The sequence below is a fragment of the Oxynema mangrovii CENA135 genome, assembly GCF_016632315.1.
GTDB lineage: Bacteria > Cyanobacteriota > Cyanobacteriia > Cyanobacteriales > Laspinemataceae > Oxynema > Oxynema aestuarii.
Window position 1 is genome coordinate 3,317,946 of the sequence record NZ_JAEOXH010000001.1, and the last position, 13,296, is coordinate 3,331,241.

At 53.1% G+C, this 13,296-nt stretch carries 8 protein-coding genes and 1 pseudogene; 7 read left to right on the top strand and 2 right to left on the bottom strand.

The features are described 5' to 3' along the window. Positions 1–392 precede the first annotated feature (392 nt). Positions 393–635: pseudogene (locus JJD41_RS24795) on the top strand (peroxiredoxin); the annotation flags it as partial. 11 nt (positions 636–646) lie between these two features. Here the strand turns inward: JJD41_RS24795 and tnpB are convergent. Beyond that, positions 647–1,852, bottom strand: a complete 1,206-nt coding sequence (gene tnpB / locus JJD41_RS24800) for an IS200/IS605 family element RNA-guided endonuclease TnpB (RefSeq protein ID WP_200667420.1) — start codon at positions 1,850–1,852, stop codon at positions 647–649. Between the two features lie 217 nt (positions 1,853–2,069). Here tnpB and JJD41_RS25725 point away from each other — a divergent pair, with 217 nt between their 5' ends. The 3 genes from JJD41_RS25725 (at position 2,070) to JJD41_RS12980 (ending at position 3,814) form a co-directional block, all read left to right on the top strand. After that, a complete protein-coding gene (locus JJD41_RS25725) occupies positions 2,070–2,156 on the top strand; it encodes a hypothetical protein (RefSeq protein ID WP_370583834.1) in 87 nt (28 codons plus the stop codon). Between the two features lie 330 nt (positions 2,157–2,486). After that, a complete protein-coding gene (locus tag JJD41_RS12975; RefSeq protein WP_200667309.1) occupies positions 2,487–2,942 on the top strand; it encodes an NUDIX domain-containing protein in 456 nt (151 codons plus the stop codon). Positions 2,943–2,989: 47 nt separating this feature from the next. After that, positions 2,990–3,814 (top strand): alpha/beta fold hydrolase, encoded by an 825-nt coding sequence (locus JJD41_RS12980; protein ID WP_200666515.1) that lies wholly within the window; start codon positions 2,990–2,992, stop codon positions 3,812–3,814. A 4-nt stretch (positions 3,815–3,818) separates the two neighbouring features. Here the strand turns inward: JJD41_RS12980 and JJD41_RS12985 are convergent, their stop codons facing one another. After that, complete coding sequence (locus tag JJD41_RS12985; protein WP_200666517.1) at positions 3,819–4,598, bottom strand: pantothenate kinase; 780 nt, start codon at positions 4,596–4,598, stop codon at positions 3,819–3,821. A gap of 312 nt (positions 4,599–4,910) precedes the next feature. Here JJD41_RS12985 and JJD41_RS12990 point away from each other — a divergent pair, with 312 nt between their 5' ends. From JJD41_RS12990 to JJD41_RS13000, 3 genes are all read left to right on the top strand, one after another. Further along, positions 4,911–6,968, top strand: a complete 2,058-nt coding sequence (locus JJD41_RS12990; RefSeq protein WP_200666519.1) for a GAF domain-containing sensor histidine kinase — start codon at positions 4,911–4,913, stop codon at positions 6,966–6,968. A gap of 1,315 nt (positions 6,969–8,283) precedes the next feature. Then, positions 8,284–11,184 (top strand): GGDEF domain-containing response regulator, encoded by a 2,901-nt coding sequence (locus JJD41_RS12995; RefSeq protein ID WP_200666521.1) that lies wholly within the window; start codon positions 8,284–8,286, stop codon positions 11,182–11,184. Between the two features lie 254 nt (positions 11,185–11,438). After that, positions 11,439–13,166 (top strand): diflavin flavoprotein, encoded by a 1,728-nt coding sequence (locus tag JJD41_RS13000; RefSeq protein WP_200666523.1) that lies wholly within the window; start codon positions 11,439–11,441, stop codon positions 13,164–13,166. Positions 13,167–13,296: the final 130 nt, after the last annotated feature.

Consider the following 13,296-nt stretch of genomic DNA (forward strand, 5'->3'; position numbering starts at 1 on the left):
CCGTTCCCGAGGGCGATCGTGCGCGCGCATTCTCAGACGACTGACGGTTTGTACCGAAGATCCTTACAGGTCTGCATCGAAGCCACCACAGCCGTCAACACAGCAGATCTGTCGAAATTTCAGCTCGACTTTACCGAGACCTCGAATCCGACGGATAGACTCCAACATTCATCATACCCATTTTCCCATTTTCAGATCCTCTCCGCGCCCTCCACCGACCCTCGATCCGCTAAAATGTTGTCGGAGATCGCGATCCTCAAGTTCGTAACAAGTTCTCGGCGCCGATCTTGCCCGCACTACAGGCTTTACCAAAGATCCTGGGTTTATGGACGAACAATCCCCTCGCCTTTAGGCAGGGAAATGTCAAACTCTCAATTTTCAAACGACTACCGATGACTCTCCAAATAGGCGATCGCGCTCCCGACTTCAGTTTATGCGACGGCGAAGGTAATCTTGTTAGCCTCGCCGATTTTCGCGGACGGCGCGTGATTCTCTACTTCTATCCGCGCGACAATACCCCCGGTTGCACGAAAGAAGCCTGCGGTTTTCGCGACCTCTACCCCCAATTTCAAGACCGGGAGATCGTCGTCCTCGGAATCAGTACGGACGATCGCAAATCCCATAGTGAAGTACCCGACGCTCATTGCTACGCAATAGAGCGCGGGCTTCTCTCTTCACCGGGAACCGCCTCTAGGAGGGTAGACTTTCGCCTGCCTCCCTTTGGTCTTACATTCCCTCCGAGAGCAGTAGACCCACTTCCTGAGTCCAATATCCGCAAGCCTTCATTTCTGATATTGATTGCTGCATTGATGTCCCTGTCGTGCCTCTCTGAGCAATGAGGGCACACAAATGAGCGAATCGAGAGATCCATCTTTTCTAGCGGCAACAGGGTGTTTGAGCAAAGGTGTGAGCTTGGGAAGAATCGCCCAACCTCCAGATATACCTTCCCTTCAAACTCTGCCTTGTATTTGAGCAGGGTACAGAATTGCCCCCAGCCGACATCGCTTATCGCTTTGGCTAGGTTGTGATTCTTGACCATGTTTTTAACAGCTAGGTCTTCCACCACAATCACTTGGTTTTCGTTGACTATCTTGCGGGATAGCTTGTGGAGAAAATCCGCTCGCGTGTTGGCAATTTTGGCGTGAACTTTAGCAACTTTGATTCGTGCTTTGTTTCGGTTCTGACTGCCTTTCTTTTTTCTAGACAACTTACGCTGCTTACGCTTCAGGTTCCGTTCATGCTTTTTGAGATGGCGAGGATTGGCAAACTTTGAACCATCGGATGTAATAGCAAAGTCAGTCAATCCCAAATCAATCCCAATCGCCTTACCATCACTGGAAGAATCGGGCTTTTCTGTGCCATCTTCCACCAACAACGATGCAAAGTATTTTCCGTCTGGCATCTTCGACACTGTAACTGTTTTTAGTTGTCCTTCAATCGGTCTGTGAATCTTTGCTGCAACCGTTCCCAGCAAGCCAGGAAACTTGATTGCCGACTCAGAAATCACTTTGACGTTTTGGGGAAACTGAACAGACTGGCGACGATGCTTTGATTTGAAATTGGGATATTTTGCTCTACCCTCAAAGAAGTTCTGAAACCCTTGAGACAGATTAAGTACCGACTGTTGTAAGCATTGTGAATAGCACTCTTTCAGCCATTCATACTCTGCTTTTAGCGTAGGAATCTGTTTCTTCATAGTCAAGGCAGAAATTCCCTTGCCTGTCGTCTTGTACGTTTCCGTCATCACAGACAGGCAATGATTCCACAGCCATCTTGTACAGCCAAAATGCTTGGCTAGTGTGACAGACTGCTCGTCGGTAGGGTAAATTCTGACCTTGATTGCTTTCAACATACCGCTATTTTAGCATGAACCCAGTAATCTGATAAATACTGGTTGCGTTGCGTAGACTATTGCTTGCTTCGGGGGCATCGTAGACGCGAAGCGGCTTCTCGGAGAGTACCCCACTCAGCAAGCGCGGCTCTCATCCCGACGCTCCCCTTCGGGGGAGCGCGGGGCTTCCCGCCTAGTAGCTAAATTTACCCAAAAACACCAACTTCCCTTTCCGTTACTGTGCGATCCCGAGGGCAAAGTCGCCACTCTCTACGGCAGTTACGGCCCGAAAAAATTTATGGGACGGGAGTTCGTCGGCGTCTAGCGTCAGACCTTCGCGATCGCCCCTGACGGAACTCTCGAAAAAATTTACCGCAAAGTCAAACCCGCCACCCACGCGATCGAACTGTTCGGACTATTGTGAGATCGCACGTTTAACAAAAATGGCGATCGCCTCACTTCAATATAGCCCTTGATATTTGCGAGACTTTAGGTGACCTATCGGGGTTTGGCCCAAACGATGCTGTAAAAAAGAGGGGTGCGGGTTTCGTGTAGATTGGTGGAGGCGATCGCGCCGTTCGCGCGGCGTCTGCAAAGCAGAATCGCCATTCAACCCGCGCCGACCGTCACCTACGAGATCACCCTCCCTATCTTTATGCGTCGCTTGTGGCAGTTCGTACAAACCGTGCTGGGCATCATTTTCCGCCATCCCGTCCTCGGAACCAGCATCATTCCCCGATTACCCGACGGCACGATCGTGTTGGTGCGCCGCCGGGATAATGGCAAGTGGGCCCTCCCCGGGGGGATGGTGGATTGGGGCGAAGACATTCCCACCGCCCTCCGGCGCGAATTAGCCGAAGAAACGGGGTTAGAATTGGTCGAGACGACGCGATTGGTCGGGATCTATTCCTCTCCCGATCGCGACCCGCGCATTCACTCGATCTGCGTGGCGATCGCTGCCGACGTGCGAGGAAAGATGCAAATTCACGATACGCTAGAAATTATGGATGTCAGGGCATTTGAGCTGACCGACCTCCCCTTGGGAGACCTCTCCCACGACCACGAGCAACAACTGCTCGACTACCTCAACGGAACCACCCGAGTCGCCTAAATCACCTTTACTGTCCGTCTAACCCGTCGATCGTGCCAGACAATCGGATGTCTCTACCTGTCAGAAATGCTCGCATCAAACTTTCTCAAGGCCAACTGTTCTGGCGCGAAGTCGGTCAGGAAGGCCCGACCCTGCTTTTTTTACACGGATCCTGGCACGATAGCAGCCAGTGGGTGCCGATTTTAGAACGCCTCGGCGATCGCTATCACTGTTTCGCCCTCGACTTATTGGGGATTGGCGAATCGGAACGCCCGGATATCCACTATTCCATTACCCTCGAAGCCGAGGCGATCGAAGAATTCCTCGAAGCCCTCAACGAACCTCGGGTGTTCCTCGTCGGTCACTCCTTGGGGGCGTGGGTGGCGGCGACCTACGCCTTAAAATACCCCGATCGCGCCTGCGGCTTGCTGCTACTCTCTCCGGAAGGCGTCGAAGTCGAAAGCTTGCGCAATCGCTGGAGTCGCGCGCGATCGCGTCTCAAACTGCTCCGATTGGCCGATCGCCTCTTAGAAACCCTCTTCCCCCTCGCCAAACTGCTGCGCGGCGATCGCCGGGTCAGTCGCTGGCGCCGCCACTTGCAACAGTTGCAAGACCCCTTCGCCGCCTCCCAATTACTCTTTTACCGTCGCGAAGCGGAAATTCAAGCGGAACTACTCCAAGACCGCCTCAGTTGGCTGAAAATTCCCCTCACCCTCCTCCACGGCGACGACGATCGCCCGGAGGCGATCGCACTGTGCAAAACCTACGCCAGTCTCGTTCCCCACGCCGAATTACACGCGATCGCCGACGGCGGCGACAACTTACCCGAACGACTCCCGGACTTACTCGCCCAACGGATCCGCCATAGCGTCGAAACCGTGGAAGAGCGCTAATGGCTCAGACTTTCCCGGCTCGATAAACCTCGCCCATCCCCCAGAAAATCAAATCCGGATCGGCGATCGCCCGTTCGCCAATGTCCGGGGCGATCGCCCGCAAATACGCCGCCACCTCCTCACTATTTCCTCCCGTCAGCACGATCGCACTCTCGGGAAACTGGCAGCGCCAATCGCGCACGAACTCACAAATTCCCGCCGTCAACGTATAAACAATCCCACTGCGAATCGCGTCCGCCGTATTCGTCGCCCAACGTGGCGGCAAGGTCTTCGGAACCGCGATCTCCGGCAGCGCCGCCGTTTGGCGTGCGAGGGTGCGAAACTGCAAGCCCAAGCCGGGCAGGATCGCCCCCCCGACGAAGGCGCGATCGCCGTCGGCGCCGCTCAACGTCAGCGCCGTTCCACTATCGACGGTCAACACGGGCCAACCATAGCGAGTCCCCGCCCCCAAAAGGGCTAAAGCGCGATCGATCCCTAACCCGGGATAGAGGTTTTGCAAGGGCAGATCGGCTATACCGAGGGTGCGCGAATGCGGATAAACTTGCCAGCGCCCCAGTTGTTCGGGAACGACCGAGGCGATCGCCAACTCTGGAATCCCATCGAGATCGTGCGGTTCGACTTCCCCCCCGGACGGCCACAATTTCCCCTCTCGCCACCCCCGAATCACTTCGTCAACGCGATCGTCCCCTAAATAACCACTATTCCAGGTAATTTCCAGGGAATTCTCGCACCACAAACCCCAGTGCAATCGCGAATTGCCGATCGATAAACTTAACCACCACATCAGGATTCAAAATTGCTATTTTACCTGTTTGAATTTTTAGCTGAAAAAGCAATTGGAAAATCGACGATTTCCGGAGATCGCTCCCTAACGGGTCCTCCCCGTCCCCCTCCCGTTCCAATTTCGCCCGTTTCCCCCCTCGCTCGCCCTCCTCAGTCTCGATCCCTCTCTCCAGTCAGAGTTAACCCGGTTTTCATCTCTGCTTTAAGGAATATAAAAATATTATAAATTTTTGTTACCATTCTAAACAAAACGACAAAAAGACGGCTGCATCTTTCCCCATTTCCCTATCCCCCTATTTCAAGTGACACGCTTATGTTGGTCAAAGTCTATCCTCCCTACTGCACGTTACCCTTTGTCGATGCCCCTGAAGCGTCCGCGACCCCGAGACCCGAGCCGATCGCCGCACCCCGCGATCCGGTCGAGAACACCTGCGAAGCGAGAATTCGTCAATTAGAACAACAGGTGCGCTTGGGAGAACTGCTCAACGAAATCAACAATGCCGTGCGTAGCACCTTAGATTTCGATCGCGTCTTGCAAACCGCCTGCACCTTGCTCGCTTCCACCTTCGACTGCTCCCGGGTCAGTATTTTAGTCAACGAAGCCGAACACGAAAGCGTCTTGATCACGCGCGGCGAATACAAACAAGACGACTATCCCAGCCAACAGGGATTGAAAGTGCCGATCGACGATAACCCGCACTTACAACAATTGATGCGGCAAAACGAACCGATCGCCGTTACCCGCTTCGACCAATTTCCCGGTATGAGTGCGCAAGTCGCCGCAATTGTCGAAGGTCTCGGGATCAAGTCGATGCTGGCGATCGCCACGCGCTATCAAGGAGAAGTCAACGGCATTCTCGGGATTCATCAATGCGATCGCTATCGGGAATGGACCGAGTGGGAATGTCAACTCTTAGAAGGGGTCGCCTCCCAACTGGCGATCGCCATCAACCAAGCGCGCCTCTACAGCGCCACCCGCGCCGCCGCCGAACGGGAATCCTTACTGCGTCTGGTCACCGACCAAATTCGCAGCACCCTCGACCTCCAAACCATTTTAAAAACTGCCGTGCGCGGGGTTAGAGAACTGCTCGCGACCGATCGCGTCGTTATTTACCAATTTACAGAAGACTGGCAGGGGGAAATCGTCGTCGAAGATCTCGCCGTTCCTTGGCCGTCCATTTTCGGACAGGAGATCGGCGACAATTGTTTTAAAGCGGAATATGGAGAACGGTATAAAAATGGTCGGGTTCGGGCGATCGACGACATCCACACCGCCGGGTTAGACCCCTGTCACGTCAACTTTTTAGCCCAAATCAATGTTAAAGCTAACGCGATCGTACCGATCGCGATCGCCGATCGCTTGTGGGGCTTGTTAATCGCCCACCAATGCGACAATCCGCGCCGATGGCAAGACCACGAAATCGACTTGCTCCAACAACTCGGCGATCGTCTCGCGATCGCGATCGGACAAGCCGAACTGTACGCCCAAGTGCGCGAAAGTGCGAACCGCTACCAGACCCAAACCGAACAACTGCAAGCGACTTTAGAGGAACTGCAAACGACCCAACAACAACTCCTCCAAAGCGAAAAACTCTCCAGTTTGGGGCAGATGGTCGCCGGAATCGCCCACGAAATCAATAACGCCAATAACTTCATTCACGCCAACGTCCCCCACGCGCGCGATTACGCCCAAACTCTCGAACGGGGATTGCAACGTTACGCCACCCTCATTGATGCCCCGGAGGCGATCGCCGCCATCGACAGCGAACTCGACCTCGATTATATCCGCGAGGACTTCTCCAACATTCTCGGCTCTATGAGTCAGGGGAGCGATCGCATTCGTTCGATTATTCTCACTCTGCGTAATTTTGCCCATCTCGACGAGGCCGAATATAAGTTGACCGACGTTAACGAAGGCTTGGAAACGACGTTAACCATGCTCCAACATCGTTTGACTCCGGCGATCGCCATTCACAAAGAGTTAGCCGCTTTACCAAAAATTTACGGCTTTCCCGGTCAACTCAATCAAGTCTTTTTCAACTTATTGGCGAACGCGATCGACGCGATCGAAACTCAAAAAACACCCGGTCAATTAACGCTCAGTTCTCGACAGCTCGATCGCGAGACGATCGCGATTTCAATTGGCGATAATGGACCGGGAATCGACCCCGACATTCAAAAGCAGATCTTCGATCCATTTTTTACGACCAAACCCGTCGGCAAGGGAACGGGTCTGGGACTGTCTTTGTGTTACCAAGCCGTGGTTAAAGGTCACGGCGGGCGCATTTACTGCGATAGCGAACCGGGACGGGGAACGACATTTACAATCGAACTGCCCGTGCGCTTAGACGCAGTCCAACTCAAGAAATAAGGGTCAAAATTTGCGGCAAGATAAGGATCGAAATCCGGGCGATCGCTCCTGCTATTTTCTAGACTTTCGCGCGATCGTCAACCCTGAAGCGATCGAGCATTTCTATGGGGTGTTCCCATTCCCCGCAGGCTGCAATTGCTTCCCCATCTCAATGGGGATCTCAATGGCGAACTGCTTACCTGCTAAGGGGATAAGCTTTGGCCGATCTCGCTTGAAGTTGGGATTTTATATACAGCACTCGGGCGTCTGATGAGGTGCAGTGCCGATCGCCCTATCCCCCCTTCGCCCCCCTTTGAAAGGGGGGCGAAGGGGGGATTTCGGGGGGAACGAGGAACGTAGGGGTTTGGTAACCAAACCCCTACGTGGCGAGGGGGATTTAGGGGGATCTAAATGTCTTGCCTAGCCGAGGAAAATGCTATATAGCAATCCTCAATCATTGAGGATTGCTATATAATCATTCCCTTTCTTATTTTAAATAAACGTCGATTAAAAACTTGCCGTGTTCGCCCGTCCTTCTGGATCGATCGCGATCGCGGCGACAGATTATTTTAACCCTCGATCGATCTCGCTCTCGTTGGCAATCCTCCTGAGAAGGATCGCCGCGATCTCGACGATTTCGGCGATCGAACCGGGGGGGAATTCGGGGTGTAAATTTCGCGCAGATCGCAATTTCCCTTCAATCGAGAACTTGTTAAAACTAAAGAAGTCACCCTATTAAACGCGGAGGAGACGCCCGGCGTGCGAGTCAATCAAACGACACGAGCGGTCGTTGTTACGCGTGAGTACGACGGAGTGTTCGGGGTCGGATAGAGGAAAAGTAACTCAGGCAAGGAAGCATGAGAATATACTAGATTTATCGCCGGATTGCTCTAATTTTGCATCGGTGTCAGCCAGTCTGCCGATCTTTCCCCTGCGGATCGGGCAAAACGAGAGGGTATCGATCGCCGTATTTCACCTGTTATCGCGTTCGCCTGTCGGTCATCTCCTTCAATCGATACCCGTCGGCAATGGGAGGCCAGTCTTTGCGGGTTCGGTCTTGCTCAAAAAGGAGATCGCAAAACTTGTTTCCCCCCCTTGAAAGCCAGTAGAAATCCGAGGCGATCGTCATTTTTTTAAGAATAGAGACAGGCGATCGCCCCTTCACGAGGAGCAAGACCGACAAAGTGCAATAGACCGTCAAACTTGAGAGAATTTTTATTGAAGCGATCTGTAATTTCCAAATGTCCCGGTTAACTTTAAAATTACCTTTATCCATGCCATTTCATCCTGTTGTTGATAGTCTGTTCGCGCCGATCCGATCGGATCGCAATTACCAATGACCGACGAGGCCCTTAAAATTCTGTTAGTGGAAGATAGCATGGCGGACGCCGACCTGCTGGAGGAGTTTTTGCTGTGTTCGAGTGAAATTTCCTTTGAACTCGTCCACGTGCGAATTCTTCAGGACGCCCTCGATCGATTGAGTCGCGAACATTTTGATATCGTCTTGTTAGATTTATCGTTACCCGATCGCCAAGGATTGGAAACGGTCAAAGATACCCACGCTGCCGCGCCCCAATTGCCCCTGGTGGTTCTGACGGGACTCAAAGACGAAGATATGGCCTTGCAAGCGGTTCGGGCGGGGGCGCAGGACTATTTAATTAAAGGAGAGATCACCCCGGTCTTGCTGGTGCGATCGATCCGCTTTTGCTTGGAACGCACCCAACTGCTCGATCGCCTCCGCCACAGTGAAGAACGTTATGCGTTAGCGGTTCGCGGCGCCAACGATGGCATTTGGGATTGGAATTTAGAGGCGCAAACGGTCTATTTTTCGCCGCGTTGGAAATCGATGTTAGGTTACGGCGAGGACGAATTGGACGATGCGATCGCCCAGTGGTTCGATCGCGTCCACCCCGACGATTTGCCCGCCTTAAAAGCAGCGATTGCGGATCATTTAAGTGGGGAAACGGAAGATTTACAATGCGAATATCGGATTCGCGATCGCCACGGTCGCTATCTGTGGATGCTGGTACGCGGTTTGGTCTTGCAAACCGAAAACGGCACCCCTTATCGGATGGCCGGATCGCAAACCGACATCACCGAACGGAAGCGATCGGAACAAGAAAAAATCGAATTGATCGCCTCCTTACAAGAAAGCGAAACGCGCTTTCGTTCGATGGCGGATACGGCCCCGGTTTTTCTGTGGTTGAGCGACCCGGAAGGAGTCTATACCTTTTTTAACCAACCGTGGCTCGACTTTACCGGACTGAGCCTCGCCGAAGCCTTAGAGAACGGTTGGGAGGCGATCGTCCATCCGGAAGACCGGGAACGGTTTTGGCAACTTTACCACGGGGCTTACGCCCAGCGCGATCGCTTCCGGCGCAAATACCGGGTACGGCGATCGGACGGCGAGTATCGCTGGGTTCTCGATACCGGAGTGCCGCGATTTCACGAAAATGGCGAATTTGTCGGCTATATCGGCTCGTGTATCGACATTACCGAGATCGAACAACTCCAACAAGACCTCGATCGCGAAAAAGAACTCGCTCAAGTGACCCTGCGATCGATCGGCGATGCGGTCTTGGTCACCGACGCCTCGGGTAAAGTGCAGTTGCTCAATCCCGTGGCGGAAATGCTTACCGGATGGTCGAACGAGGAGGCTCAAAGGCAATACGTCGATCGCGTGTTTCAAATTATCGACGAAACCACCCGTCAACCTCTAGCCAATCCCGCCGATCTCGCCTTGCGTCAGGGCGAAATTGTCACCCTTTCCCAACAAGCGATCCTCGTCGATCTCCAGGGTCGGGAATATCCGATCGGCGATTCTGCCGCCCCCATCCGCGATCGTGATGGCGCCATTGTCGGGGCGGTGTTGGTGTTTCACGACGCCACGGAACAGCGCACCCGGGCCCGTCAACTTTCTTGGCAAGCCAGTCACGATCCTCTGACCGGATTGGTCAACCGTACCGAGTTTAACTCTCGTTTGGAACGGGCGATCGAACGGGCGAAACGAGAAGGTCACCAGCACGCATTATGCTACCTAGATCTCGATCGCTTCAAAATTGTCAACGATACTTGCGGTCACCTCGCCGGGGACGAACTGCTGCGTCAAGTCACTGGATTATTAGAAACCCGGGTTCGCAAAACCGATACCCTGGCGCGCTTGGGGGGCGACGAGTTCGGCTTGTTACTCTACGATTGTTGCGTCAAACGCGCCCTGGAAATTGCCGACGACTTACGCAAGACGATCGAACATTTTCGCTTTGCATGGCACGACAAAATTTTTAGTATCGGTGTGAGTATTGGGGTGGTGACGATCGACGATCGCAGCGATCGCGCTTCGTCGGTGTTAAAAGCAGCAGATGCTGCCTGTTATACAGCTAAAAACCAAGGACGCAATCGGGTCCATCTTTATCAGTTTGGAGAAACGTCCAATCGCGATGAAGGCAACGAAACCCAGTGGTTTTCACGGATTGTCGATGCCATCGACGGCGATCGCTTTCGCCTTTACGTGCAGGAAATTGTCCCGTTCATTCCCACGGAAAATACGCGACAGCCCTATTACGAAATTCTCTTGCGGATGGTGGACGAACGCGATCGATCGATTCCCCCGATGGCATTCATTCCGGCGGCGGAACGTTACAATTTAATGCCCGAGGTCGATCGCTGGGTCATTCGCACTTTGTTTGCTTTTTTGGCCGACCCACAAAGCCGGATCGCCCGAGGTTCGGCGGGAGAAATGCCGCTTTATTCGATTAATGTATCTTCTGCGAGTGTCGATGACGACGATTTTATCGGCTTTCTGCAAGAGATGTTCCGCCGCTACCCGATCGCCCCCCATTCTATCTGTTTCGAGTTGACGGAAACGACGACCTTAACGCACATGGCTCAAACGATCGCCCTGACTCGGTTTCTCAAGCAGATCGGCTGTCACTTCGCGATCGATAATTTTGGCAGTAGTATTTCTTCGCTCAGTTATCTTAAATATTTACCGATCGACTATCTTAAAATTGACGGCAATTTTATTAAAAATATTTCCGATCCCCTCAGTTTTTCCATTGTCGAGGCGATCGTCCGCTTGGGACAAGTGATGGGAATTCAAACGATCGCCCAGCTCGTCGAAAATCCCAATATTCTCGAAAAACTCGAAGCGATTGGCGTCAACTACGTGCAAGGATATCACATTGCTACACCGCGTCCGGCGATCGTTAATGTGGAGGGAGTGGGGAGTCGGGAGTAGGGTCTCGGGAGTCTCTCGATCCCAGTTCCCGACGCCTTCAATCTCTCCCCGGTTTTACTCTTCTTATGCCAACCCATAAGAAAATTAATTAAAATTTACGATTAAAATATGTAACAATCTGTAAAGAAAAGGAATTAGAGAATTTGTTTTTGTCAACCCGCGTTGCCAAGGGGAGCCGGGAAAAAATCTGGAAAATCTGCCCTCAACAAATAACTAAATATTCAACGTTCGTTCAAGCATAGGAGAAATAGCGGATGGTAGCCCTCACCGATCGCGCTCAACCGCGCTTAACCTTAGAAACTCGCGAGATTGCCCGAGATACGACCACGATCCGATCGCTCGACTGGGATCGAGATCGCTTCGACATCGAATTTGGCTTGCAAAACGGAACCACCTACAACTCGTTTATTATCCGAGGGGAAAAAACGGCCCTGGTCGATACCTCCCACGCCAAATTCCGCGATCGCTACCTCGACCTGTTACGCCAGCAAATCGATCCGAGTGAAATCGACTACCTGATTATCAGCCACACCGAACCGGATCACAGTGGCTTAGTCAAAGATATTTTAGCGATCGCGCCGCAGATTACCGTCGTCGGCGCCAAAGTCGCGATCCAATTCTTAGAAAACCTCGTCCACACCCCTTTTGAACGGCAAATCGTCAAAAGTGGCGACGAACTCGACCTCGGGAACGGACATGTCCTCGAATTTGTCAGCGCGCCCAACTTGCACTGGCCCGATACGATTTTCACCTACGATCGCGGTACCCAAACCCTGTTTACCTGCGATGCGTTCGGAATGCACTACTGTTCCGACGCCACCTACGACGAAGACCTCAGCGCGATCGAAGCCGATTACCGCTTTTACTACGAATGCTTGATGGCGCCCAACGCGCGATCGGTGCTCTCCGCCCTCAAACGGATGGACAAACTCGGCGAGATTACCACGATCGCCACCGGACACGGGCCGTTGCTGCGCTACAACATCGGCGAACTGACCGGACGCTATCAAGAGTGGAGTCAGGCGCAAGCGAAAGCAGAAACCACCGTCGCGGTCTTCTACTTCTCCGATTACGGCTACAGCGATCGCCTCAGCCAAGCGATCGCCCACGGGATTACCAAAACCGGGGTCAACGTCGAAATGATGGACCTCAAATCCGCCGACAGCCACGAAGTACGCGAACTCGTCGGTCTGGCGACGGGAATCGCGATCGCCTCGCCGCCAATTTCCGGACCCGGGGCGGATATTGCCGAAACGGCGATCGGAACCATTTTAGCCAGCGCCCACGACAAACAGGCGATCGGACTGCTCGAATCCGGCGGGGGGAACGACCAGTCGATCTATCCCCTCAGCGTCAAATTCAAAGAATTGGGCTTAAAACAAGCCTTTGAGCCGATTCGGATCGAACAAACCCCCAACGAAGCGACGTACAAACAGTGCGACGAAGCGGGAACCGACATGGGGCAGTTGCTGAGTATCAAGAAGACCATCAAACAGATGAAGTCTCTCGATAGCGATGTCGATAAAGCCCTCGGACGGATTAGCGGCGGACTTTATATTATTACGGCGAAAAAAGGCGACGTTGCCAGTGCCATGTTGGCATCGTGGGTAACTCAGGCGAGTTTTGAACCCCTCGGAATTACGATCGCCGTCGCCAAAGACCGGGCGATCGAAGCCTTAATGCAAGTGGGCGATACCTTCGTTCTCAATATCCTCGAAGAGAACAAGTACCAAAATTTGATGAAGCATTTTCTCAAACGCTTTCCCCCCGGCGCCGATCGCTTTGAAGGGGTGAAAACTCAGCAGGCGCAAAACAACAGCCCCATTTTAAGCGAAGCCCTCGCCTATCTCGAATGCGAAGTGGTCAGTCGTATGGACTGTAGCGATCACTGGATTGTCTACAGCAAAGTCGATGCGGGACGGGTCTCCAATAGCGAAGCGATGACCGCCGTTCACCATCGCAAAGTGGGCAATCACTATTAAGATCGACCCAGCCTGTGAGATGGGGATCGGACTGAGACCCCTGTAGGGCAGGCATCTTGCCTGCCAATCCCGAACCCAGGATCGGACTGAGACCCCTGTAGGGCAGGCATCTTGCCTGCCAATTCCTAAT

Excerpts from the sequence above, each read along its gene's own strand:
- tnpB (WP_200667420.1), bottom strand. The coding sequence starts at position 1,852 with ATGTTGAAAGCAATCAAGGTCAGAATTTACCCTACCGACGAGCAGTCT.
- JJD41_RS12975 (WP_200667309.1), top strand. The coding sequence starts at position 2,487 with ATGCGTCGCTTGTGGCAGTTCGTACAAACCGTGCTGGGCATCATTTTC.
- JJD41_RS12980 (WP_200666515.1), top strand. The coding sequence starts at position 2,990 with ATGTCTCTACCTGTCAGAAATGCTCGCATCAAACTTTCTCAAGGCCAA.
- JJD41_RS12985 (WP_200666517.1), bottom strand. The coding sequence starts at position 4,598 with ATGTGGTGGTTAAGTTTATCGATCGGCAATTCGCGATTGCACTGGGGT.
- JJD41_RS12990 (WP_200666519.1), top strand. The coding sequence starts at position 4,911 with ATGTTGGTCAAAGTCTATCCTCCCTACTGCACGTTACCCTTTGTCGAT.
- JJD41_RS12995 (WP_200666521.1), top strand. The coding sequence starts at position 8,284 with ATGACCGACGAGGCCCTTAAAATTCTGTTAGTGGAAGATAGCATGGCG.
- JJD41_RS13000 (WP_200666523.1), top strand. The coding sequence starts at position 11,439 with ATGGTAGCCCTCACCGATCGCGCTCAACCGCGCTTAACCTTAGAAACT.